The organism is Moraxella catarrhalis (genome assembly GCF_001656295.1).
Classification (GTDB): domain Bacteria; phylum Pseudomonadota; class Gammaproteobacteria; order Pseudomonadales; family Moraxellaceae; genus Moraxella; species Moraxella veridica.
In genome coordinates this window covers 313,161-339,369 of record NZ_LXHE01000002.1, presented here as the reverse complement: position 1 = coordinate 339,369, position 26,209 = coordinate 313,161, and the positions used below count along the sequence as shown (strand labels likewise).

Annotated in this window: 21 protein-coding genes; 8 read left to right on the top strand and 13 right to left on the bottom strand. The window is 43.6% G+C overall.

Annotated features, from left to right (window positions below; all coding sequences use genetic code 11):
- The first annotated feature begins 1 nt into the window (after position 1).
- Positions 2 to 745 (top strand): ribonuclease HII, encoded by a 744-nt coding sequence (locus AO382_RS01570; RefSeq protein ID WP_227513596.1) that lies wholly within the window; start codon positions 2 to 4, stop codon positions 743 to 745.
- A 75-nt stretch (positions 746 to 820) separates the two neighbouring features.
- Here AO382_RS01570 and der read toward each other — a convergent pair whose 3' ends face one another.
- The 9 genes from der to prmB form a co-directional block, all read right to left on the bottom strand.
- Entirely contained in the window at positions 821 to 2,239 is a 1,419-nt protein-coding gene (gene der, locus AO382_RS01565) for a ribosome biogenesis GTPase Der (protein WP_064617579.1), read from the bottom strand.
- 136 nt (positions 2,240 to 2,375) lie between these two features.
- The gene (gene bamB / locus AO382_RS01560) at positions 2,376 to 3,554 is read right to left on the bottom strand and encodes an outer membrane protein assembly factor BamB (RefSeq protein WP_064617577.1); all 1,179 of its coding nucleotides are present in this window, start codon (positions 3,552 to 3,554) and stop codon (positions 2,376 to 2,378) included.
- Between the two features lie 71 nt (positions 3,555 to 3,625).
- Complete coding sequence (locus AO382_RS01555) at positions 3,626 to 4,459, bottom strand: YfgM family protein (RefSeq protein WP_064617575.1); 834 nt, start codon at positions 4,457 to 4,459, stop codon at positions 3,626 to 3,628.
- A gap of 98 nt (positions 4,460 to 4,557) precedes the next feature.
- On the bottom strand, positions 4,558 to 5,826 hold the full coding sequence (gene hisS, locus AO382_RS01550; protein ID WP_064617573.1) for a histidine--tRNA ligase: 1,269 nt from the start codon (positions 5,824 to 5,826) through the stop codon (positions 4,558 to 4,560).
- Positions 5,827 to 5,849: 23 nt separating this feature from the next.
- Positions 5,850 to 6,800 (bottom strand): hypothetical protein, encoded by a 951-nt coding sequence (locus tag AO382_RS01545; protein ID WP_064617571.1) that lies wholly within the window; start codon positions 6,798 to 6,800, stop codon positions 5,850 to 5,852.
- A 4-nt stretch (positions 6,801 to 6,804) separates the two neighbouring features.
- Positions 6,805 to 7,920 carry a flavodoxin-dependent (E)-4-hydroxy-3-methylbut-2-enyl-diphosphate synthase gene (gene ispG / locus AO382_RS01540; protein WP_064617569.1) on the bottom strand — a complete coding sequence of 372 codons (1,116 nt, stop codon included), beginning with the start codon at positions 7,918 to 7,920 and terminating at the stop codon, positions 6,805 to 6,807.
- A 58-nt stretch (positions 7,921 to 7,978) separates the two neighbouring features.
- A complete protein-coding gene (locus tag AO382_RS01535; RefSeq protein WP_064617903.1) occupies positions 7,979 to 8,551 on the bottom strand; it encodes a tetratricopeptide repeat protein in 573 nt (190 codons plus the stop codon).
- Between the two features lie 76 nt (positions 8,552 to 8,627).
- Positions 8,628 to 9,815, bottom strand: a complete 1,188-nt coding sequence (rlmN, locus tag AO382_RS01530) for a 23S rRNA (adenine(2503)-C(2))-methyltransferase RlmN (protein ID WP_064617568.1) — start codon at positions 9,813 to 9,815, stop codon at positions 8,628 to 8,630.
- A gap of 143 nt (positions 9,816 to 9,958) precedes the next feature.
- Entirely contained in the window at positions 9,959 to 11,071 is a 1,113-nt protein-coding gene (prmB, locus tag AO382_RS01525) for a 50S ribosomal protein L3 N(5)-glutamine methyltransferase (RefSeq protein WP_064617566.1), read from the bottom strand.
- 246 nt (positions 11,072 to 11,317) lie between these two features.
- Between prmB and AO382_RS01520 the strand changes: the two genes are divergently transcribed.
- The 6 genes from AO382_RS01520 (at position 11,318) to AO382_RS01500 (ending at position 18,738) form a co-directional block, all read left to right on the top strand.
- Positions 11,318 to 12,463, top strand: a complete 1,146-nt coding sequence (locus AO382_RS01520; protein WP_181878875.1) for a cupin domain-containing protein — start codon at positions 11,318 to 11,320, stop codon at positions 12,461 to 12,463.
- A 20-nt stretch (positions 12,464 to 12,483) separates the two neighbouring features.
- On the top strand, positions 12,484 to 12,612 hold the full coding sequence (locus AO382_RS11235; protein ID WP_003666477.1) for a hypothetical protein: 129 nt from the start codon (positions 12,484 to 12,486) through the stop codon (positions 12,610 to 12,612).
- Between the two features lie 32 nt (positions 12,613 to 12,644).
- The gene (gene dnaE, locus AO382_RS01515; protein WP_064617562.1) at positions 12,645 to 16,370 is read left to right on the top strand and encodes a DNA polymerase III subunit alpha; all 3,726 of its coding nucleotides are present in this window, start codon (positions 12,645 to 12,647) and stop codon (positions 16,368 to 16,370) included.
- Positions 16,370 to 17,254 carry an RNA methyltransferase gene (locus AO382_RS01510; protein WP_064617560.1) on the top strand — a complete coding sequence of 295 codons (885 nt, stop codon included), beginning with the start codon at positions 16,370 to 16,372 and terminating at the stop codon, positions 17,252 to 17,254. Before dnaE ends, AO382_RS01510 begins: the two co-directional genes overlap by 1 nt.
- Before the next feature lie 100 nt (positions 17,255 to 17,354).
- The gene (gene cysE, locus AO382_RS01505; RefSeq protein WP_064603592.1) at positions 17,355 to 18,161 is read left to right on the top strand and encodes a serine O-acetyltransferase; all 807 of its coding nucleotides are present in this window, start codon (positions 17,355 to 17,357) and stop codon (positions 18,159 to 18,161) included.
- Complete coding sequence (locus AO382_RS01500) at positions 18,145 to 18,738, top strand: DNA-3-methyladenine glycosylase I (protein ID WP_064617558.1); 594 nt, start codon at positions 18,145 to 18,147, stop codon at positions 18,736 to 18,738. Before cysE ends, AO382_RS01500 begins: the two co-directional genes overlap by 17 nt.
- 69 nt (positions 18,739 to 18,807) lie before the next feature.
- Here the strand turns inward: AO382_RS01500 and AO382_RS01495 are convergent, their stop codons facing one another.
- The 4 genes from AO382_RS01495 to AO382_RS01480 all read right to left on the bottom strand — a co-directional run bounded on the left by AO382_RS01495 (position 18,808) and on the right by AO382_RS01480 (position 23,916).
- On the bottom strand, positions 18,808 to 19,842 hold the full coding sequence (locus AO382_RS01495) for a mechanosensitive ion channel family protein (RefSeq protein WP_064617556.1): 1,035 nt from the start codon (positions 19,840 to 19,842) through the stop codon (positions 18,808 to 18,810).
- A gap of 116 nt (positions 19,843 to 19,958) precedes the next feature.
- Complete coding sequence (locus AO382_RS01490) at positions 19,959 to 20,813, bottom strand: SDR family oxidoreductase (protein WP_064617554.1); 855 nt, start codon at positions 20,811 to 20,813, stop codon at positions 19,959 to 19,961.
- Between the two features lie 126 nt (positions 20,814 to 20,939).
- Complete coding sequence (gene sohB / locus AO382_RS01485) at positions 20,940 to 21,917, bottom strand: protease SohB (protein ID WP_064617553.1); 978 nt, start codon at positions 21,915 to 21,917, stop codon at positions 20,940 to 20,942.
- A gap of 136 nt (positions 21,918 to 22,053) precedes the next feature.
- Positions 22,054 to 23,916, bottom strand: a complete 1,863-nt coding sequence (locus AO382_RS01480; RefSeq protein ID WP_064617551.1) for a potassium/proton antiporter — start codon at positions 23,914 to 23,916, stop codon at positions 22,054 to 22,056.
- 496 nt (positions 23,917 to 24,412) lie between these two features.
- Between AO382_RS01480 and aspS the strand changes: the two genes are divergently transcribed.
- Complete coding sequence (gene aspS, locus AO382_RS01475; RefSeq protein WP_049235773.1) at positions 24,413 to 26,209, top strand: aspartate--tRNA ligase; 1,797 nt, start codon at positions 24,413 to 24,415, stop codon at positions 26,207 to 26,209.

Sequence of the window (26,209 nt, the reverse complement as noted above, 5' to 3'; positions counted from 1 at the left end):
TATGACAAACACCATCTCACCACTGGCAAAGCTTATGAATGATTGCTCCATCCACACCAAGCCCAATGCCGTTTTATCAAGTCAAGCACCCATCATCGGCATCGATGAGGTCGGACGAGGTGCGCTGTTCGGAAATATGACTGTCGGGGCGGCCATCTTACCTGATGATCTCAGCGGTCGCTTTGATGAGATAGATTTAACCAATACAAAAATTTCTTTATTAAATGACAGTAAAAAGCTGAGCGAAAAACGGCGAGAGCAGCTGTTTGACATCATCTCAGATGTGGCGCTTGACTATGCGATTATTGATGTTCCAAGGGCGATCATTGATGAGATAAATATTTATCAAGCCACCATGCTCGGTATGCGCCGTGCCATTGAGACATTGATTATGAAGCATGGTTTAAGTGAAAAAAACACAACCATCTTGGTGGATGGCAATCAGCTGCCCTCAATGGTTGGCGGATTAGGCGAGTATTTTAAAATTCATGCTATGATCAAAGGTGATGCCACGCATAGCAGTATTGCTTGTGCCAGCATACTGGCTAAAGTGCATCGTGATCGTTTGATGATTCAGTATGCCAAATCCTATCCTGAATATCTGCTCGATAAGCATAAAGGCTATTTGACCGCCAGGCATAAAGCTGCTATCTTAGAATATGGTATTTTACCCGAGCATCGTCGCAGCTTCTCACCGATTCGTGAATTATATGATCAAGGATTTACCAATCCAAATCACTGGTAGTCATAGTGATCATTATATATCAAGCGTCTGACGGCTGAATCACCATAAATAAAAAAGCGGGCATTACCCGCTTTTTTATCGTTTTTTCTCAGCACGCTTAAACCGCTGAATGCGTTTTTTCTCGCGCATCAGCTTGGCTTTGTTTTTAACGACAGGATTTTTCTTACCTTCGTATGGGTTGGTATTTTGCTTAAATTCTACCTGCAGTGGTGTCCCTTCGAGTTTATAGACATTGCGAAAAACATTTTCAAGATAACGCTGATAGCTTTTTGGCAGGCTGCTCGTTTGATTACCATGAATGACGATGACAGGAGGATTATGCCCACCCAAATGTGCATATCTCAGCTTAATTCTGCGACCACCCACCATCGGCGGTGGATGGCTGGCAACAGCATCTTCCAAGATTCGCGTCAGCTGATTGGTTGACACCTTAAACATCGATGCTTCATAAGCTTTATGGATCGAAGGATAAAGATTGCCCACACCATTACCATATAAAGCAGAAATTAAATGAATTTTTACCCAAGGCACAAAATTAAAACGGCGATCAATTTCAATTTTGACAGAGTCTTTTTGATCTTGGCTTAAGCCATCCCATTTATTGATTGCCACGACAATGGCGCGCCCTGCGTCTAGTGCATAGCCAAGCATATGTAAATCTTGATCAACAATGCCTTCTTTGGCATCGATGACTACTACCACGACATTGGCATCTTTGATCGCTTGCAGCGTCTTAACCACAGAAAATTTTTCTACTTTCTCATCAATGCGACCACGGCGACGCACGCCTGCTGTATCAATCAGAACATAGCTACGCCCTTCTCGCTCAAAAGGAATATAAATACTGTCACGCGTTGTGCCTGGCATATCAAAGACCACCACACGATCTTCGCCCAGCAAGCGATTGACTAAGGTTGATTTACCGACATTAGGGCGACCAATGATGGCAAGCTTTAAGGCTTTGTCATCAAGTTCATCTTCGGGCATATCTTCGGGCATATCCGCCGTCAAAGACTCAAGCAAATTGGTAACGCCTCTACCATGACTGGCTGCAGTAGCGTACGGTTCACCAAAACCTAAGGCAAAAAACTCTGCATATGCCGCTTCATGAACGCCATCCATCTTGTTTGCCACCAAAAATACAGGCTTACCCAAGGTGTGCAAAAAACGGGCAATTTCACTGTCCGCACCAATCAATCCTGCACGCGCATCTACCACAAAAACAACGATATCTGCTTCATGAATCGCCGTGTATGACTGAGTCGCCATATAATCGTCGATATTACCTGAACCATCATCCATCTCACCGATACCACCAGTGTCAACGACAATGAATGACTTATTTTCAAAATGTGCATCGCCGTACTGACGGTCACGGGTCAGACCTGCCAAATCCGCCACCAGTGCTTGACGACTCTTAGTCAACTGATTAAATAAGGTCGATTTGCCGACATTGGGACGACCAATCAAGGCGACCACAGGTTTTATACTCATGTTTTACTCTTAATATATTGAAATTAAATCTATAGCACTTAGGATTTGGGTGATGCCGTATTAATAATCAGTGACCCAAAACAGCAAAACCTTTGCCACTCATGAAGTGACAAAGGATGCTGATTTTATTGATCAATTAAAACTGCCAAACAGTCACAACGCCATCTGCTGATTGGGTATATAAACGATTATTGATCACAGTTAAGTTGGTCAAAGCACCCTTAGTATTGACTCGGCTGATAATTTTGCCTTGATGATTTAAAATATGTACCACGCCATCTGCATCCCCAACAGCGATATAAGAGCCGATGGTTACAGGGTTGGTTAATCCGCGATATTTTAGATCATGATTTTCCCAAAGCTTATCACCAGTCAGTCGGTTAAAGGCAACCACATCACCATCGGTGCTGCTACCGATGACAGCGTTCGCCAAAGTGGTCAGTTTTTTGGTGCTAGATAGCTCGCTGACGAACATGGTGCGCCCTGTTGTCATATCAAAGCCGGTTAATTGCCCACTGTAACTGGCAGCGTACAGATGATTCCCTGTTACGATCGGTGTGCCATCGACATCACGCAGCTTATCAATCTCTCCAGAACCCATCGCCAATCCCACACGGCGAGCCCATACAGGCGCACCTGTCATGGTATCTAGTGCATGAATACGCCCATCCGAGCCGCCTATCAATACCGTGCGAGCATCAAGCGCCAAAGGCTTTGCCATACCGCGCACACTGGTATTTGGTGCTTGGGTATTGTACTGCCAAACTGTCGCACCACTGTTAATATCCAATCCAAAAATCGCGCCGCTGTTAGTGATGGCAATCACTTTATCACCGCTGATCAAAGCTGGCGCCAAACTTGAAGAACCAAGCTCCGCTGTCCAACGCGGCGCACCTGTGTGGGCATCGAGCGCAATCATTTTGCCAGAGCGTGTGCCAATGACCGCCACCCTTCCTTGATCATCAATGCCAACACCACTGGTAATCGCATCTTCAGCGCTATATTGCCAAGCAGTAGATCCACCCATGTACCCACTAACAATACCGCTGCGACTTGCTGCAATCATACCATCTGCCAAAGGTGCAATTTGTAAATCAATCACATCCTTTCGCACTTTGGCGCCACTGCGGCTTAACGCCGATCGACCTTGATCCAAGCGGACGCTCGATACCTGTGTTAATACAGCGACTGGCGCCTGAATATTAACCAATTTGGCAGGTTTGCGTTCGGTTGGCTTGATGGCTTTGGTGCCGCAGCCCACCATAGTTACCGCCAAAGCTGCAACCAATGCGGTATTGATAAAGCGCTGATACATAAAATATCCTTACTTTGCTATTCTTAATTAAGTGTATTTGACCAATTATTATAAGGTGTCTTTACTAAGCACTAATTGCCATTTTGTGGGTTTTGTGTGTCTGTCACTGCCGAATCGTGCTCAACGATCTGTGATGCGTCCCCACCCTCAACTGTTGGCTGAGTATTTGGTATCGATACCACCGATGGGGCAGGCTCGATCGGCTCAACACTGACCCCAAGCGACTGCAATTTTAAAGCCAATACCGCGCGGTTTTCTTGGCGCTCACGCAGTGCCTCCCAGGCTTTGGTATAAGCAGCTTTGGCATTGTCTATTTCGTTTTTGGCATGATAAATATCACCCAAAAGCTCTTGGCGCGACGCTTCAAACGCTGTCGGCATGGTTTCATTAGCGATCGATAACGCACCGTTTGTATCACCATTTGCCAACATGGCTCGTGCATGGCGTATTTTAGCTATTGCTGTTAAACCGTCGTCATCAAGATCGATTGAAGCGGCTTGGCTGAGCGTTGCGACCGCACCTTCAAGATCATTATTATTGGTCTGATGGCGCGCCTTGATCATCAGCGCTTGCCAGGCATAAGCAGTATCGCCATGCGCTGCAACAAGTGCATCAATATCGCCAAATAACTGCTTTTCTTCTTCCGCCAATGCCTGCTTGCCAGCTGCATCGAGCTGTGGATTTAAATATGCCTGTACCAGCTGCTCGTCGCGTGTCGAGATCGATGTATAAGCATCTGCAGCGACGGTGTCTATCTTGGCATAATTCTTTTGATAATACTGCCACCCAAAAAAGACAGCCAATACCAAAAGTACGGCATAAATAATCTTTTCGCCATGCAATTTTAAGGCATTTAAGGATTTTTGATCAGTAAAATTATTGTCATTCTTCGGAGTGTCAATCATAATCAAACTCTAATTGAAAATTGCATGCATTATATCACACACAACCATTTTCATGCGGTTTTTATCCATATACATTTTATCGCAAAATCATACACATTTTATCGTATAAATTGATAATCAATGGGTGCACGGCGTTGTTCACCCGTTGCCATTGTCTTAATGGTGATTTGGTTGGCATTTACCTCATCTTCTGCGATGATGACCGTATAAGCTGCACCTGATTTATCAGCTTTTTTCATTTGTGATTTTAAGCCTGTCGCACTTGCCATTTTGACGCGTAAATTATTCTGACGCAAGCGAAGTGATTCGGCGTATTTTAAGCCATCAATATAATAATCAGGGTGGGCGATCACAAAAACATCACACCAAGATGCTGCTTGATAAGGATTAACGGCATCAATCAATAGCATTAAGCGTTCAAGACCCATAGCAAACCCAACCGCAGGCTCTGACTGCTCAGCTTTGCCTTTGATGATACCCACCAAGCCATCATAACGACCGCCACCGCAGACGGTCGCTTGTGAACCTAATTTGTCAGTTACCCATTCAAAAACGGTTTTGTTATAATAATCCAAGCCACGCACCAATTTATCGTTTATCTCAAACGAAATACCCAATGCGGACAAATAATTTTGTACTTTTTCAAAATGAGCCAACGATGCCTCACCCAAAAACTCACCAAGCTTAGGGGCGTTTTTTAGGATTTGTTGAGTGTTTTCATCTTTGGAATCCAAAATACGCAGTGGATTGGTATTTAAACGGCGTTTTGAATCATCATCCAAAGCCTCTTGGTGTGTTGTCAAATATTCAACCAGTGCTGATTTGTATGCCGCACGCTCATCAGTCTCGCCCAAGGTGTTTAGCTGAAGTGTCACATGCTCACTGATGCCCAGTTTTTGCCACATATGATAAGTCATAGCGATCAACTCAGCATCAGCATCAGGCAACTCAGCGCCAAAATACTCTACGCCCAATTGATGAAATTGGCGATAGCGACCTTTTTGGGGGCGTTCATAACGAAACATCGGACCTAAGTACCATAATTTTGGTGTATCGCCACGAGTTAAGTTATGCTCAACAATTGCCCGTACACATCCTGCAGTACCTTCGGGGCGTAAAGTAAAAGAAGATCCTTCATCGCCCTTATTTCCGCCATGTACAACGCCAAACATTTCTTTTTCAACAATATCTGTCGCTTCACCGACACCTCGTGCAAATAGCTGAGTTTCTTCAACCAAAGGCAAACGGATTTGGCTATAGCCATAGCTATCCATCACCTCAATTAATGTTCGTTCCATTGCACGCCATGCTGGTGTTTGCTCGGGCAGCACATCATTAAAGCCACGGATAGCGGTAATTTTATTCATAAATATTCCTTAATTATATACAATCAATGATTGCTGTCATTGGGTTCATGTAAGTTCAAAATTTTATCAAACTCACCTTTAAATCGGTGGGGGTGATTGACATCAAAGTCGATAATGGTTTTTAAAAATTGTGAAAAATTGGCATTTTTATTCGCCAATTCATTAACCACCGAATAATCCATCATCTCTTTAAATTTGGCAGGTGATAAAATCTTACTTTGTTTCACATTGTGTCTATTAAGCTCAATAATACCAATCCCAAAGCTTTGGCTAAGTTTTTTGAGCGCCTCGATAAATTGACCATCAGGCAGGATTTGTGCCGCCACCAAATAACCTTCATTTGCCCAACTTGAGTTACTGACTGCCTGAAAAAAGCTTTCTTTATAATTACTAAAATTTAGCTCTTTTTTAATCTCAAATGAGTAGATTTTTATTGGCGGCTTATTAAATTTCGTAATAAAATCAAGTACATAGTTTTTTTGGTAATTGGCGTATTCAAAATGCACCGCCACCATATCTGGATACAGCCATTTATCCTCGCCTTTTGCTCCTTTTGGACTGACTTCATGAAAAATGGTTTTTGAATAAGCTTGAAAATATTTATCAGATTTCAAAAAATAAGTCAAGATAGGATGTAACTCTCGCTCATGATATTTTGCTAAGCGATGAGTAGTTTGATCAAGATTTTTTGTTACTTCCAACTTTGTTTGCTGAGATTTTAAAATATATTGTTTTGGCTTGGTATTTGGGATTGCTTCAAAAAAATGTTTATTTTGAGAAATCGTGGTGGCAAAAGTCACCGATGGCGTTTTACCAGAAAATTTATTTTTTTGTACATCAAAAGTGTATAACCGATGATGCAGCTTATTTATAAGTATAAAATCCCACAGCTGCGTCGTTGTCATTGGTCGATTGACCATTTTCATCGCATGCACCGCCAAATCCACAAAGCCCAATTTATCCTGATCGCTCATACATTTAGCCTATGCGAATGATCTCATTTGCCCGTTTATCTTGAATGTCTTTGACTTGTGCACGCACCATCGCCTCAATCTCATCTACCAATTTTTTGGTATCAATCAGATGGCTTTTTGCACCATGTTTATAAACCAAACTATTGGGGCTTGCTCCCACGACACCGATCGTCGCTTCTTTGGCTTCACCTGGTCCATTGACTTTACAGCCAATAACTGACAGATCTAGCGGCTCACGGATATCCTCTAAGCGAGCCTCAAGCTCATTCATCACTTTAATCACATCAAACTCTTGACGGCTACAACTTGGGCAAGCAATAAAATTGACGCCATTACTACGAATGCCCAGTGATTTTAGAATGTCAAAGCCGATTTTAATCTCTTCTTCTGGTGCTGCCGCCAAAGAGATACGCATGGTATCGCCAATGCCATCAAGTAGCAAACCGCCCAAAGCAATGGCAGATTTGACCGTGCCAGTGCGATATACGCCCGCTTCGGTAACGCCAAGATGCAATGGATTATCAATTTGTGCTGAAATCAGCCGATACGCATCAAGGGTTAAAAATACATTGGAGGCTTTGACTGAGATTTTATAATTCTGAAAATTAAGATTTTCTAAAATATCAATGTGGCGTAACGCCGATTCTAGCATCGCCTCACCTGTCGGTTCTCGATATTTTTTTTGTAAATCCTTTTCAAGTGAGCCTGCATTCACACCGATACGAATCGGCACATTATGATGGCGTGCCGCCGCAACCACTTCTTTGACTTTTTGATCATTGCCAATATTGCCTGGATTGATACGCAGGCAGTCTGCACCCACATCTGCCACCGCAATGGCGATTTTGTGATCAAAATGAATATCGGCAATAAGTGGAATGGATACGCGTTTTTTTATCTCAGCGAAGGCAGCAACGCTTTCCATCGTTGGTGTCGATACACGCATCAAGTCCGCACCTGCGTCCACGCATCGCTGAATTTGTGCAACTGTTGCATCAACATCACAGGTATTTGTATTTGTCATACTTTGCACGCTGATGGGTGCATCACCGCCGATGGCGACATTGCCAACATGGATTTTTTTGGTGGGTCGGCGTTTAATCGGATTGTGTATTGACATGGTATTACCGTTATTCTTGTTCAATTGACCAAATACATGGCGTGATAATCATCATAAACTATTTATAATCACTTAATAATTTGTCATAAGACTTTTTGATTTCATCATGCTGAGTGCCTGAAGTTAACGCACGCTCAAGTGCTGATTTGGCGTTATGATAGTCATCTTTTGTTGGTGATTTGGCAGCTTCATATTGATGATAATAAATATATGCCATATTTTCGATGGCGATCACACGCCCTTCATAGCCGATAGCTCGGCTAGGCTTGTCAAAATAAGTCAACGCACCTGATAAATCTCCCATCCGTACCAAATAAAATCCATAATCCATATAATTTTGCATATCTTTGGGATTTAGTTCAATCGCTTTTTCAAACAAGCGTTGAGCTTTGGCTTGGTGAGCAGCATCCTCTGACGCCTGATAAACCTTTGCCAAGGTGCGATAGGCAGGTGCAAACTGCGGATCAGCCGATAAGGCAGCATCCAACTGCTGTTTGGCTTGATCAAGCTTACCCATGTCCAGTAGCGAGATTGCAATTTGGGTTCGGATTTGTGCCAATTGCGGATTATTTTTAGGCGGTATTGGTGTACTTTGACAGGCACTCAATACCGCCCCCGTCACCATGACCATAAGCCACTTTACTCGGATTTTCATGCAGCGTCCATTCTATCAGGCTTTGACATTATTAGTAAATAGATGTATCAATTCATTCATGATGGCTTTGGCGTTTTTGGATACTTTCTTGCCATTTTTTGGCACGGCGTGTACGATCAGCGACCTGACCGACCAGCTGCCCACAAGCAGCATCAATATCATCACCACGAGTCTGGCGAATTGTACAAACAAATCCTGCTTGGTTTAAAATATGACTAAAAGCATGTATCCGATTATTGCTTGAACGCCCATAAGGTGCATGCGGAAATGGATTGAACGGAATTAAATTAATTTTGCTCGGCAAATCTTTGAGCAAATCAACCAGCTGATGTGCGTGTTCATCAGAATCGTTAACGCCTGCTAGCATAACATATTCGATGGTAATGTGTTTTTTGTGACGAGGATTTTCATCGTACACATAAGATTTGGCAGCCTTAATAAGATCTTTTAAAGGATATTTTTTATTAATTGGCACAAGTTCATTACGAAGCTCATCATTAGGTGCATGTAAGCTGATGGCAAGTGCCACATCAATATCTTTGGCCAAATCATACATTTTTGGGACAACGCCTGAGGTTGAAAGCGTGACACGGCGTTTGGATAAGCCAAATGCATGATCATCAAGCATGAGTGACATGGCTGCCACCACAGGATTATAGTTTAATAACGGTTCACCCATGCCCATCATGACGACATTGGTCACACGGTTTTCTCGCTCAGTTGGCGGCACATTTTCCATATAAGACTGATTGGCGACCCAAAGCTGTCCGATGATTTCGCTTGGCGTCAAATCTCGCTCAAAACCCTGCTTGCCTGTACTGCAAAACGAACAATCCAACGCACAACCCACTTGTGATGAAATGCATAAAGTCTTACGCCCAAATTGCTTACCATCATCAGCAGGAATCAAGACTGTCTCAACCAACGAACCACCCGCCACCTCAAAGACCCATTTGCGTGTGCCATCTTGGCTAAACTCTTTATATTTCACAGTCGGTGGCACTACATAAGCTACCTCATGTAGCTTATGCTGAAGTTTTTTTGAAATATTTGTCATCTCAAAAAAATCTGTCACACCAAATTGATAAATCCACTTCATCACCTGCGTTGCACGAAACGGCTTTTCGCCCAAAGACACAAAAAACGCCGATAATTCATCTTTTGACATACCTAAAAGATTGACTTTCTTGGCTGCTTGGTCGGACTGCTCAGCGGAGGTGATGACAGGAATTTTATTCACGGTACACTCTATACAAGTATTTAATTAAACCCATTATTATACTAAAATTTTGCATCAAAGTCATGCCAATGCACTCAGATACAGATAATAAAAAGCAAACGGATGTTCCATTTGCTTTTTATTCAACACATCATAAAACGGTATCAGTGGGTCAAACCTTGCACACGCTCAACTTGTCTGGCAAAATCTTCTTGGTATTCCAAAAGCTCTTCACATGTGATGGCAAAAACACCGCTACCGCCTTTTTCAAAGGTCAGCCAATCAAACTGAATTTCAGGATAAGCTTGGCGTAATGCCCACTCGCTATCACCAACTTCACAGACCAACAAGCCATCTTTGGTCAAATAATCAGGTGCGTGGTATAAAATTTGATGTACCAAATCTAAGCCATCTTGACCTGCTGCAAGTGCATGTTCAGGCTCATGCAAAAACTCAGGTGGCAGATCTGCCATCACCGCCGCATCCACATAAGGCGGATTAGTCACAATAAGCTCGTACTGATTTTCAGCGGGCAGTTTGGCAAATAAATTTGATTCAAGTAGGTTGACTTGATGAGCAAGCTCATGATGCTCAACATTTGTCCATGCCACTTCTAGGGCATCTTTATCAATATCTGTGGCATCAATATTGGCATCAGGAAATGCCTTAGCAAGTGCAATGGCAATACAACCAGAACCTGTGCATAAATCCAAAATACGCTCAGGTGCTGCCAACTGCGACTCTTCTAAACCGTGGCTAAAAAATGAGTTTTTGCGTACATCATCGACATCAAAATATGGATAAAACTGCTGATTAATCAGCTCGGCAATCGGAGAGCGTGGAATCAAAACACGCTCATCAACATAAAAAGGCAGCCCACAAAAATACGCCAAATTAATCAAATAGGACAAAGGCTTACGCTGAATGATACGCTCAGATAATAAAGTCAAGACTTCTTGCTTTTCGCTGGGAGTCAGCTTACACTCCAAAATCTGCTCATCTGCCGACCATTCAAGCGATAAAGAATGCAAAACAATTGCCGCCGCTTCAGCAAACTCATCTGTCGTCCCTTGTGCCACAACGACATCATACTGGCGAAGCTTGGTCACCACAAAGCGGATAAAATCACGAATGGTTACCAATGCCTGCTCAGCTTCACCAAGCTCGGTATATAATGTAGCAATCTCCGCTTGGGTGAGCTGACCATTTTCATTCATCGTATAATCAAAGTCATATTCCGCCAAATCGTCAGCGTCAAAGTGGGTATCAGTTGTCATCAAGCTGCCTTTTCGTCATGCCCTGTCACAGTGCTATTTATTATAATCAACTTAGCACAAATTTGCCACTGTTTTCATCATACCAACCAAAATCTTGGTACAATCTTATTCAATAAAAACCACAAAAATACTAAAATTTGGTGAATGTGATTGGTTTTAAACCAAAAAATTGTTAAACTAAAGGTTTATATTAAGCATAAAGTATGCCAAATTTTATCGCATTTTTTGATTAATTTTGAGACCATCATGACCGATACTATAAGATTTTGCCTACCCAAAGGCATGAGCCATAAGACTTTTTTGGCAGAATATTGGCAAAAAAAGCCGCTGCTAATTAAGGGAGGTTTGCCTGACTTGATAGGGATGTTTGAGCCTGAAGATATACTTGGTTTGGCACTTGAAGAAGGCGTGTCTGCTCGATTGATCAGCCAAAGTGATAAAAATATCAATCAATGGTCGCTAAAATCTGCACCACTTGATGAGGACGATATCCATCAAGCCCCCAAGCTTTGGACAATCTTGGTACAAAATCTTGAGCAATGGTCGCCTGAGCTTGGTGAGCTTTGGTCGCATTTTGATTTTATTCCCAAATGGCAACAAGATGATATCATGGTATCTGTTGCTCCAAAAGGCGGTTCGGTGGGTGCACATTATGATGAATATGATGTATTTCTTGCCCAAGGTTATGGTGCGCGTCGATGGCAGTTGGGCAAAATGTGTACTGCCGATACCCCTTTTGTGCCTAATCAACCAATACGCCTTTTAGATGACATGGGTGAGATTATTTTTGATGAAGTCTTGCAAGCAGGTGATGTGCTTTATGTACCGCCAAGGCTTAGCCATCATGGGATTGCGATGAATGATTGCTTGACATTTTCATTTGGTTTTCGCAGACCCAATCTTGTGCAAATTATGGACGAGCTGGCAGATGTCGCCACCAATCACGCCAATCTGTTTCATGTCCTAACCTTACCGCAAGCTGACCAGCCAGATGCCTATGAGCTTAGCCAAGATAGCATTCAAGCACTCAAAGATAAGCTAATTACCCTGCTAAATTCCAAAGAAGGCGATGCGTTATTGACAGATGCCATCGGCGAGCTGGTCAGTCAACGCCAGTATGAATTACTTGCGTTTGAAGATGAGCTTGACGCTGATACACTCAAAACTCGCCTTGAAGATGGTGAGTGCTTGGTATTAAACCCTGCCTGCCGCTTTGTCCATGTGCGTGATGTGTGGTATATCAATGGCGAAAAAGTTGACTTGTCAGATGATGAACGAGCATATCTTAAGCATTTGATTCACGGTGATGCCATTACTGCCGAAGACGCCAATTTACAAAATCTACCTTGGCTTAGCCAGTGGCTTAATGATAATTGGCTGATTTTGGTTTAATATGATTTTGGTTTAATATTATGTTAAGCGTCATTCGTATGCTGATGCTATTTATGATTCTTTTGTTGATTGGTGCATATGTGTTTGGTCAATTCCAAAATCATCATTCAGACAATATCAATCCCATTCCTGTGGTTTCTGTGTTTTAGGCACAGTCAGCTTAACTCAAAATTAGAAGATTATGTCCTTTGTACATTTAGGTATTCGTAGCGAATACGCCATCGTAGACTCAATCGTCCGCATCAAAGACCTGGTCAAAGCCGCCGTCGCTGATGGTCAAGATACGCTTGCTTTGGCTGACTGGAATAATATGTTTGCGACGGTGAAATTTTATAAAGCGTGTATCGGCGCTGGCATTAAGCCAATCATTGGGGCTGAGGTGGTGGTCGGCGAGCATAGTGATAAAGATGCTGCCGATGCGCGCCACAGCGTCATCTTGTATGCGATGAATAATGATGGCTACCAAAATCTGATGCGCCTGATTTCGGACGCTTATACCAACCGCCCAATGAATAATCATGGTTCGGTAGAGTTTGAAACACCCGTCATCACCAAAGCGGCTTTGGCGGAACGCTCTGATGGATTGATCGCCATCTTGACACATCGCTCAGAGATCGCTCAGCCTTTACTTAGCCATAACCCTGACAATGCCCTACCTATTTTACAAACATGGCAAAATATTTTTGGCGATAGGCTCTACATTGGCATTCGCCGCGTCAAAGCCAGCGATGATAAGTTTAATGAAAGTGCCATCATTCAAGCGGTCAAACTTGGCATTGCTATCATTGCACATAATGATGTACGCTTTATTCACGCAAGCCCAACTGAGACAAATGACAAAAATAATACCGTCAGTACAGACTTTGATGCACATGAAGCTCGTGTGTGTATCGCAAATGGCTATACCTTAGCAGATGACAGACGCCCAAGAGAATACACCGAACTTCAATATTTCAAAAGCCAAAAGCAGATGGCCGAGCTGTTTGCTGATTTGCCCCAAGCCATTGAAAATACACGCCTACTCGCCAGCCGATGTAATGTAACGATCACACTTGGGATTAATGTTCTGCCCGATTTTCCTATCCCAAAAGGTGAGACCATTGAGACTTTTTTTAAGAAAGTGTCCGCTGATGGCTTAAACAGACGGCTTGAGAAGCTCTATCCCGTTGAGGAAAGAGGTGACGATTGGGATCAGGTACGCAAACCTTATGATGAACGGCTTGACTATGAGCTTGATATCATTCTTAAGATGGGTTTTCCTGGCTATTTTTTAATCGTGATGGACTTTATCCGCTGGGCAAAAGCCAATGGTGTACCTGTCGGTCCTGGTCGTGGCTCAGGTGCAGGCTCTTTGGTTGCTTATTCGCTTAATATTACTGATCTTGACCCTTTGAGCTATGATTTGTTATTTGAGCGATTCTTAAATCCTGAGCGCGTCTCGATGCCTGACTTTGATATCGATTTTTGTATTGAAGGGCGTGACCGCGTGATCGACTACGTGGCGCAGGCGTATGGTCGTCAAGCGGTCAGTCAGATCATCACCTTTGGTACGATGGCGGCGCGTGCTGTGGTTCGCGATGTCACGCGTGTTCAGGGCAAGCCTTTTGGCTTGGGTGATCGCATCTCAAAGATGATTCCAAAAACACCTGGCATTAAGCTTGAAGATGCCTTCGATCAAGAGCCGCAGCTCAAAGAGCTGCTCACCAATCCAGATGCGCCAGATCATGAGCTGGCACTTGAGATTTGGGAGATGGCCAAAAAACTTGAAGGTCTGACGCGTAATGTCGGTAAGCACGCAGGCGGCGTACTCATCGCCCCGAATCGTATCAGTGACTTTTCAGCCATCTATTGTGATAGTGAAGGTCATCCTGTCAGCCAATATGATAAGGACGATGTCGAAGCTGTCGGCTTGGTAAAATTTGACTTCTTAGGACTTCGAAATTTGACCGTACTTCAAGCCGCGGTCGATAACATCAATCAAACTCGCCAAGCCCAAGGTCAATCCCCAATTGATTTAGAAACCTTGCCACTCGATGATGCTGATGTATATACCTCAGTGCTCCAAGAAGCCAAAACCAGTGCGGTATTTCAGCTAGAAAGTAGCGGCATGAAAAAATACTTAGCACAGCTTAAGCCCTCAAATATCGAAGATGTCATCGCCATGTGTGCTTTATATCGACCCGGCCCACTTGAGTCGGGCATGGTATCTGATTTTATCGACAGAAAGCATGGTATTCAAGAAGTGGCTTATCCCCATCCTCAATTTCAGCATGAGCTGCTACAGCCACCCCTTGAATCAACCTATGGGGTCATCGTCTATCAAGAGCAAGTCATGCAGATCGCGCAGGTCTTAGCAGGTTATACCTTAGGTGGTGCAGATATGCTAAGGCGTGCCATGGGTAAGAAAAAACCCGAAGAGATGGCCAAGCAGCGTAGTACTTTTGTTGATGGAGCGATTGGACAGAATATCGATGGCAGCTTGGCGGCGCAGATTTTTGATTTGGTTGAAAAATTTGCCGGCTACGGGTTTAATAAATCACATTCGGCAGCCTATGGTGTGCTTGCTTATCAGACTGCTTACCTAAAGCATTATTATCCAGCTGAATTTATGGCAGCGGTCTTGACATCCGAAATGGATGATACCGACCAGGTGGTTTTTTTGTTGTCGGATTGTCGGGATAATTTTGGGCTAACTATCATCCCACCCAGTGTCAATCACAGCCAGTGGAAATTTGTAGTCAGGGACGCCAAGACGATTGTTTATGGGCTTGGCGCTGTCAAGGGCGTCGGTGAAGAGGCGGTTAATAGCATTGTCGCTGCACGCAAGGACGGTCCTTTTAAGGATTTATATGATTTTTGTAATCGCGTTGACATCAAAAAAGTGGGCAAGCGCTCACTAGAAGCACTCATCAAAGCGGGCTGTTTTGATATTTTAGCCGAAACCTTAAAACCACATTATATCACCGATCAGTCAGATCAAAGCTACCAAATTCGCCGCGGCTTATGGCGACAGCTCCCCGAAGCGATGGCAGCAGCTGACCAAAACCGCCAAAATCAACTGTCCGGGACGATGGATTTATTTGCAGATGTTGATGATGCGCTGTTTGTTGCACCACCAGTTGAGGATGTCTACTGGCAGCCCCAAGATCGCTTACGCTATGAACAAGCCACACTTGGACTGTATTTGACGGGTCATCCTTTGGATGAGTATCGCAGTGAGCTACCCTTATACACCACCGTCAAGAGTGTCATTGATCTAAAAGATACCGGCAAAGGCTTTGCATGGATTGCAGGCTTGATCTATGATGTGGCGTTTTTTGGGGAGCGCATTGTCGTGAAGCTTGACGATGGTAAAGGTCGCATTGAGATGAGCTGTTATGGCGAAACTTTTAATAAATTTAAAGATGTTTTGACCGCAGGTAAACGCGTGCCTGGCATTGATGAAGAGTATGAACCTTTATATACCAAAGGTGAGCGTGCAAATATGACCATCGCTAATATCGTCATCGCCAAAATCGGTGTCCGTGAAAGTGATGATGGTCGGATTTTTACTCGCCTACATCACATTGAGTCCATCGAAACCGCGCGGATTCGCAGACTTAAGGAAATCCATCTTAAGCTTGCTTGTGATGACACCCAAGCGCTTGCGGGGATTTTGAGCGTGATCAAAGAAAATAGCCCGCCGCCTGAAGTCATCAAACGGGGCTCCTACCCAAATTCAGAGCATGATGACGCTATGGATATCGGTCAAGTAGGCGATTTGTGCGTACCTTTATCACTGTATTTATATGATGAATGCAGTGTTGCGCGCGTCCAAACCAATGACCGATTGCGACTATACCCCAGCGACCAAAACATCGCTCAATTAAAAAATCATCTCACTGATGATCATTTGGTGTTCCGCTAATGACGAACAATTTACTCAAATCTTGGCTATCACGCATTCGTATCGTGATGATTGGCACTACCTTGCCTGCCAATATCGGCTCGGCGGCACGTGCACTTCATACCATGGGATTGGACGATTTGGTAGTTGTCAATCCGCGTCTGCCGATTGATGACAGCAGTTATGCCAATGCCGCAGGCGCAGGCGCATTACTGGATAAAACTTGCATCACAAAAGACCTTAAAGATGCTATTGATGACTGTACGCTTATTTTTGCGGCCAGTGCTCGCTCACGCCAAATGCCTAGACCTGTACTCACCCCAAGTATGGCGGCACAAGTTGCACTTAAGCAATTATCAAAGACTGATCCGACAAGTGATTTAGCGCCATCTTTGGCTGATAAAGCTCAATCATCTGATGATTCGGTCAATGCCTTACCTAAAATTGCCATTTTATTTGGGCGTGAAGACCGAGGCTTGACCAATGAAGAGCTGTCATTGGCTGATTATCACATTCAGATTCCTGCCAATCCAGACTATCCTGTACTTAATGTTGCCAGTGCCATACAAGTCATCACGGCTAACTTTTTTGATCAATTTGCCAGTACGCTGACATCATCCCCTCTTATCAGCACCAAGCAGACACAAGGCGTGCAGCAAGAGGATCACTCGCTGCCCATACACATACGCAGCGACTGGGATGAGCCTGCGATCACTCAAGCACAGGCAGCCAATCTTGAAAGTGCGCTCATCGCATTAATGCAACGGCTCAATCTTGCACACGACGATGATCTTAAGCACCTACCAAATCGCTTATCTCGATTGAATAGCCGCTTACAGCTCGACCAAAAAGAATACGCCTTAGTCCGTGCTTTGATTGCTAAGATTAATAAAAGTTTGCCCTAGGTTGGCGTGATTGCTCATATTCAATCATATCAATATGCCAAGATTGACTTGATAAATCTCACATTGAGCGATATGATGACAGAAATTTTAGGAAAAATACATGCTAAAAAAACTATTTAAATTAAAAAATGCCATCAAAGATGATGTTAAGGCTGTGCTTGCACGAGACCCTGCTGCACGCAGTCAGATGGAAGTGCTTTTAACCTATCCTGGTATTCATGCGCGTATCATGCACCGAGGGGCACACTACTTGTGGAATTTGGACCATAAGTTTATGGCCAGAGCACTTTCTCATTTTAGTCGCTGCACAACAGGCATTGAAATTCACCCTGCTGCTAAGATCGGTAAGCGTTTTTTTATTGATCATGGCATGGGCGTCGTTATTGGCGAGACTGCCGAAATTGGTGATGATGTCACTTTGTATCACGGTGTCACTTTAGGTGGCGTCTCTTGGGAAAAAGGCGCCAAACGCCATCCGACCCTTGGCAACAATGTGGTTGTTGGTGCAGGTGCTAAGATTTTGGGTGGCTTTCGTGTTGGTGATGATGCCAAGATTGGCTCAAATGCTGTTGTCGTAAAGACAGTGCCAGCTGGTGCCACGATGGTTGGTAGTGCCGCCCGCATGGTCGTCAAGCACAAACAAGAACAAATATCCACCAAACATCACGCACAATCCGAGGAGCTGTTTAACGCTTATGGCTTAAAACCTGATTCCAAAGACCCTGTTGCATCAAGTATTGCAGCTTTATTGGCACATATCCAAGAGCGTGATAAGCAAATCTGTGAACTCACCGCCGCAGTCAAAAAACTAGATCCAAATTTCAACCCCCAAGGCATAAAATCACTGTGCAAAGATGATTTAGATGTTTTTGATGGCGAAGGCTTAGAGCTTGATTATCACATTTGATATGAACAATCCAATCGCAAAAACAGCCAATCGCTGCAGTTGGTGCTTATCCGATCCACTTTACATTAGCTACCACGATCATGAGTGGGGCAAGCCCATTTATGATGATCAGAGGCTATTTGCTCAACTTTGCCTAGAGTCGATGCAATCAGGCTTAAGCTGGATTACGATTTTAAAAAAGCGTGATAATTATTATCGTGCCTTTGATGAGTTCGATGCCATAAAAATTGCCCAGTACGATCAAGCTAAGATTGAGGCATTAATGCAAAATACGGATATTATCCGCCACCTTGGTAAAATCAACGCCATCATCAATAACGCCAAAGCCTACCTTGCCATCACAGAGCATCAAAGTTTTAGTGACTATCTGTGGGGGATGACAACACCAGATGGCAAACCCATCATCAACCACCCCAAAACACTTGCCGACATACCCACCCAAAATGAAGTTTCGGCAAGATTGGCAAAAGCCCTAAAACAGCAAGGATTTAAGTTTATTGGTTCAACGACCTGCTATGCCTTTATGCAAGCAGTTGGTATGGTAAACGATCATTTGGTTGATTGTGATTTTCACTAAAAAGCCCTTTGTATTATCATAGATACAAAGGGCTTAAATCAATGGATTGATTAAATTTACTTAGGCTGTTTATGGGTTGGATGAATTAGGTTCAGGATGCTTAGCATTTGATTCAAAAATTGTTTTAACTTTATCCATCTGCAGCCCCTCAATCTGTACCGTGCGATTAGGAAAGGGAATATCAATGCCCGCTTCATCAAACGCATATTTCACCTGCTCAAGCAAATCTGCTTGAGTCATAAACCAATCGTCATTATTAGTCCATACTCTTAGCGCCAAATCCACAGAGCTATCCGCCAATGCTGTAACAATGACAGTTGGTTTTGGGTCATCCAAAACATTTGGATGGGCTTCGGCAAGACCAATCATTACCTTGCGTGCCGCTCGAATATCTGCATTATAACCGATACCCACCTCGACATCTACACGGCGATTTGGCAAGGAGGAATAATTGATACTAGCAGAGGTCATAATATCACCATTTGGGATAATAATCTCGTGATTATGGGCGGTACGAATACGGGTATTGACCAAGCTAATATCAAGTACTGTGCCAAGTTTACCGCCAATCTCAACCAAATCACCACGCCCAAATGGTCTAAAAATCACAATCAAAACACCTGCCGCTAAGTTTGATAACTGGTCTTTGAGCGATACACCAATAGCAACACCTGCTGCACCCAAGACAGCAACAAATGAGTTGGTATTGACGCCCAATTTGTTCAAGGATGCCAAAATCACCGTGACCAACATCAAACCATATAATAAATTACCCAAAAAGTTGGCAGCCGTGCGATCCAGTCGGCTTTTTACCATAATGTGTTTGGCAACGCCAACGATGCGTTTACCAATCCATTGACCTACAAAGAAAATCAGCAATGCCAATACCAAACGACCCGAAAAGTCAATTGCCAGCTGGGTTAATGTATTGATATCAATTGGTACGCCCAAAAATTGTAAAGTATCATTGGCACCATGCTCAAGGGTATCTTTTGTCAGCCTTGCTGCGTCTGTCGCAACCTCTTTGGCTGTTTCAGCGGTATCAGCGACCGTACGAACAACGGCATTAGACTCGCCGCTGGCTGCTTTATTGCTTTGACTCATGACTTTTCCATCAATTCTATTTTTATAACCTTTAAGTCTATTTGCCAAGTCTAGATACTTATCTTACTTATGGCAAAAACCTAACAAATCATTTTATTATTTATTATATCAATTCATTACATAAACTTAGTAATTAGTCTTAATGGTAAATATTTCATACCAAGTCCGATAGGTAACCACGGCCATAGTGGCACATAAGCTTCATCAACTTTGGCTTCAATGGCTTTGATAATGACATCAGCACCTTCATCTTCTTCAACTTCAAAAGGCAGATATTTCGCCCCAATATTTAAATCTGTGCGTACATAACCTGGGTAAATGGTCGATACCGTAATCGGTAACTTTTCTTTGATCATATCGGCACGAATGCCCTCAGCAAGTCTAGCAAGACCAGCCTTAGCGGCGGCGTAAGTTGTCAAATGACGCGGTAACCCTCGCACCGCTGACATACTTGAGATAACGACCAACTGACCGCTATTTTGACGGCGAAAAATCTGCATTGCCGCTTCACACTGGGCAATGGCGGCAATAAAGTTTATTTCGGCGGTCGCACGGTTAATATTAAATCGACCATGCCCAATCACACGACTGTCGCCTACGCCTGCATTGACGATGATTTTATCAATTTGACCAATTTGCTTGGCAAATTCGCCAAAGACTTCAAAAATCTGTTCATAATCCGTCACATCTAATCGCTTGATATGTACCGTGATGCCATAATCGCCCTCAAGCTCAGCTTTGATCGCCTCAAGCCTTTCTAGGCGGCGTGCACAAATCGCCAAATCATAGCCCAAAAAAGCAAACTTACGCGCCATCATCGCACCCAGACCCGAGCTTGCCCCTGTAATCAGCACTGTCTTACCCGCCCCAATGCCACGAATGTCATTTAAGTCTTTAATTTTATTAAAACGGTTGGCGACAATACGGCCGAATTTATCGGCCTTACTAAATAATTCTTCAAGTTTTTTCATGGAAATTACAACCAAGCTAATCTACATCATCAAATGACTAAATTGCATATTTTAACGCAGCCAAGCCAAAAATCACAGTATTAATTATATTTAGCTTAAATTTTCTAAAGACGCTTTGGTCATCACTTAAGGTCTGCTAAATTTAGCCAAAGCTTGCCCAAGTAAATTGCCTGTTTGTCCAATCACATCTGTGACGCTACGACCAAGCTGCTCAGCCAAGCCAATTTTCTCTACCAAAGTGGGCTTACTGCGAGAATGTAATAAATACGCTTCACAAGTTTTTAGCTGATCGAGCAAATACGCATCTGAAGTACCAATCTCATCAATCAACCCAAGCTCTAGAGCATCTTCACCAAACCACACTTCACCTGTTGCGACACGCTCAAGATCCATTTGGGGGCGATATTTATGAATAAAACCTTTAAATAACTCGTGAATACGCTCAATATCAGCTTGGTGCTTGGCACGATCTTCATCGTCATTTTCTCCAAAAATCGTGACAGTACGCTTATACTCACCTGCTGTAAACTGCTCAAATTGCACATCATGCTTTTTCAAAAACTCGTGAAAGTTAGGCAGCTGACTGACAACACCAATCGAACCAATGACCGCAAAATCACTGGCAATAATTTTATCGGCAGTACATGCCATCATATAGCCACCACTGGCGGCAATCTTATCAACACAGATGGTGAGCTTTAACCCTGCTTCTTTGATACGCACAAGCTGTGCGGCAGCCAGCCCATAGGCATGCACTTGACCGCCGCCACTTTCGAGGCGAAGCACCACTTCATCACCACGATTTGCCACACTGATGATGGCACTGATCTCTTCACGCAAATGAGCGACCGCACTTGCCTTAATATCTCCATCAAAATCAAGGACATAAATTGCTGCTTTTTGTGTGTGAGCGTCGGTAGACTGCTGGCATTTTTTGTCTAATGTTTTAATATCTTTGAATAATTGACACAATTTATCTTTGAATTTGTGTGATGCACCATGATGCTCAGATTGGATGGTTTTGATTTTGTTTTTGGTATCTTTTTGAGCGTTATTTAGATGGGTAATGTGTAGCTCAATGGGTTTTTTTGAAGTGTGTAACATAATTTTGCCTTAAAATATCAATCAATAAAAGCGTATTTGGTGGTAAATGGGGAAAAAATACATGATTTAAATGCCCAACATAACTTGATTACAAAAATCGTACAAACCAGCTAAACCAAGATTGGTCATCGCTCAATTAAGTGTCTTTTTTAATTTTATTTTTTAGACCCACGCCACGCAAGCGACCTCGTCCGTCCACATCACGCACGATGAGCGACCAAGTTTCATTCAGATATACCTCATCTCCTTTGACAGGTTCGGTCTTCAAATACTGCATCATAAATTCTTCGACAGTTTGATTTTTAGCTTCGGTCAATTTATTCACCAAATCTTCATCAACCCCAGCTAATGCCCCAACCGTTGGCGGTACGGTAAATACATCAAAGGCACTGGCGACAGGTCTTGGTAAGCGGCTTGATGAATTGGCGGCAAGTGAGCGCGTCGCCAAATTATAAAACGGCAAATCAGCAATGCGTGCATGGGGAGACAACAGCCAATCGCCATAAAACTCACTATTTTTTTGGTATTGGGTGGCGGAGTTATTAAAAATCTTGGCAATGCTCGGCGCATCATCACCGCGCATGGCATACCAAACCACATCGCCCATCTTTAAGATGGTATCTTCATTGACATTGACAAGCTTATCATGGCGCACCAACGCAAATAAAGACAAGGCTTGAGCATCAAATTTGGTAGAAATCGCTTGAGGATGGCGACCGATGGCAAACGCGCCCTGCTTGACTTCAAATTCGTATAAAGTAATATTTGCCTGATCTCCCACCCAAATTTCGTGCTCAGCTTTTGGCTCGTTATTCGTTGGTACCCACACCCGAAATAAACGAGACATCAGTGGAATGGTTGCACCTTGTACTAATAAGGATAAAATTACCACGCCAAAAGTAATATTAAATGCCAAGTCAGCGCCAGGCACCGCCATCGTCACTGGGATAATGGCAAGCGTGATCGGCACCGCCCCCCGCAAACCAACCCAAGAAATAAAACCGATCTCACGAATACCAAAACGAAACGGTAATAATGAGCTAAATACTGCGATCGGACGCGCCACAAATAATAAAAAGATAAAGATCAGTAGTGAATAATGAATTACCTCTAAGATGCTTGAGGGCTGCACCAACAAACCAAGCACCACAAATAGCACCGCTTGAGATAACCAAGCAAAACTGTCCATCACGCGCAGCACATGCTCTGTGGCGCGCACTTTGGTATTACCGATTACCACGCCTGCCAAATAGACCGCCAAAAATCCAGAACCGCCCAAAAGGTTTGTGATACCAAAAACAATCAAGCCAGCAGATAAAATCAAAATGGCATACATACCATCTGCCAAGTGGACTTTTGGTAGCATCTTGGATAATGCCCAACCTGACAATAACCCAAGCACCAAACCAATACCGATTTGGCTGATGAGCATAAAAATAATGTCACCAATCCCTTGGCTTGTCGGATCAAGATTCAAGGCAATCATCGCCGTAACCAATAAAATTGCCAATGGGTCGTTTGCACCTGACTCAATCTCAAGCGTGGCTTGTACACGGTCGTTTAGCTTGACACCACCATTTCTTAGCAGACTAAATACCGCTGCTGCATCGGTTGAACCCACAATAGCCGCCATCAAGACGCCCAGCCGCCAGTCCACATCCAAAAGCCAAGTGGCAAAAATGCCTGTCACCAACACCGTCGCTAATACGCCCCAGCTTGCCAAAGTGACCGCAGGCTTAAGCCCCACGCGAAACGAGCGCATCGAAGTACGAAGACCGCCATCTAACAAGATACACGCAAGCGCCGCCTGACCGATAAAGTTTGCCAAATTATATTCAGCAAATTCAATCCCCAAAATACCTTCTTCGCCCGCCAACATGCCCACGCCCAAAAAAAACAACAGCAAAGGCACGCCCAAACGCGCTGACAGCGTGCTCGTCATGATACTGGCAAATATCAATAATGAAGCAACGACATATAAAATATTTAAGGTGACCATCGATAATTTACAATCCTAATCTAGGGCGACTCATTTACCGCAAATACAACAAGTTTCAATATCAGTGATTGGCTAAATTTTAAATCCATTCAAACTTGCGCCATCAAATTACTCAAATCCTATCATAGCTACCCGTCAGATGCCATAAAAAATCTTGAAAAAATTGCCATTTTTTATGCAAAATATAAATGGTTAAGATTTGAAAATTTGATAAGTGTTAAATTTTTACTGTATTTTTATTCTATATAAGTGGACTGTATGAGCAGATAAAAACATGCCTACTCTTTTTATCACTCACTTCATCAATCAACCTAATACAATAAAGTCAGTCATCGCTTAAAATCAGTCAAAATCGCTCCCAAAAACAATAAATTTTCTCGCGGCAATACTTGCACGAAAGCCAATTAAAAGGCATAATGTAGCGTTTTAAACTCTTATTAATTTAACATTTTTCGCAACCGTGTGAATCCGGTAGCGCTGTTTTTAGGGCAAAATTATGATGCGTAGCACATACTGCGGTCAGGTGACCGAAGAGCTGATTGACCAAACCATTACCATTGCAGGCTGGGTACATCGTCGCCGCGACCATGGCGGGGTGATCTTCTTGGATATGCGTGACCGTGAAGGCTTGCTGCAAGTGGTGATCGATCCTGATACGCCTGAAGCTTTTGCTACCGCCGATGCCGCTCGCTCAGAATATTTGCTTAAGATTACGGGGCGTGTGCGTCGTCGCTATGAAGGTACCGAAAATCCAAATATGGTCAGCGGTCAGGTTGAGCTGCTAGGTAAAGAAATTGAACTGATTGCCAAAGCGGACACGCCGCCATTTCCTTTGAATGATGATAACATCACCGTCTCTGAAGAGCTTCGCTTAAAGTATCGCTTCTTAGATATGCGCCGCCCTGAGATGCAAGAGCGGATGAAATTTCGTGCCAAAGCAACCTCAACCATTCGCCGCTATTTGGACGATCATGGATTTTTGGATGTCGAAACACCCGTATTGACGCGCGCAACACCTGAAGGTGCGCGTGACTATTTGGTGCCATCGCGTACGCGTCAAGGCAACTTCTTCGCCCTACCCCAATCACCTCAGTTATTTAAGCAGCTGTTGATGGTAGCAGGTTTTGATCGCTACTACCAAATCGCCAAATGTTTCCGCGATGAAGATTTGCGCGCTGACCGTCAGCCTGAATTTACTCAAGTGGATATTGAAACTTCATTTTTATCAGATGAAGAAATCATGGATATCGCCGAGGGCTTAACCAAAGATTTGTTCAAAACCATGCTGGATGTTGAGTTTGATACTTTCCCGCGCATGACCTATGCAGATGCCATGCGTGACTATGCCTCGGATAAGCCAGACTTGCGCATTCCTTTGAAACTTGTCGATGTCGCTGATATCATGCAAGATGTTGAATTTAAAGTTTTTTCAGGACCAGCACAAGACCCTAAAGGTCGCGTTGTGGCACTGCGCATTCCTGGTGGCGGCGAGATGAGCCGTAAGCAAATTGATGAATACACCAAATTTGTCGGCATCTATGGTGCGCGTGGATTGGCATATATCAAGGTCAATGATGCCACCAACATCAATAACGGCGTCGATAAAGATTCTGGTCTGCAATCGCCCATCATCAAAAATATGACCGATGAGGTCTTGGTTGAGCTGATCAAGCGTACCGATGCCCAAACTGGCGATATCATTTTCTTTGGTGCCGATAAAGCCAAAATCGTCAATGACGCTATGGGTGCATTGCGTGTTAAAATCGGTACTGATCTAAACTTATTTACCTGTGAATGGGCGCCACTTTGGGTCGTTGATTTCCCAATGTTTGAAGAAACCGACGATGGTAAGTGGACATCAGTTCACCATCCTTTCACACGCCCTAAAGGCTCGGTTGAAGAGCTTAAACAAAATCCTGAAACCGCTCTATCCATCGCTTATGATATGGTGCTAAATGGTACGGAAATTGGTGGTGGTTCACTGCGTATTAATACGGTCGAGATGCAAGAGGCGGTCTTCGATGCGCTAGGTATCTCAAAAGAAGAAGCTGAGCTTAAGTTTAAATTCTTGATGGATGCACTGCGTTTCGGCGCGCCGCCGCATGGTGGCTTGGCATTTGGTTTGGATCGCCTGATCATGCTGATGGTCGGCGCAAGCTCAATCCGTGATGTGATCGCTTTCCCAAAAACCAAAACTGCTGACTGCCCATTGACCGAAGCACCTGCCGAAGTAGATAATCGCCAGTTGCGCGATTTGGGCATTCGCATTCGCGAAAAACAAAAAGCAGAATAA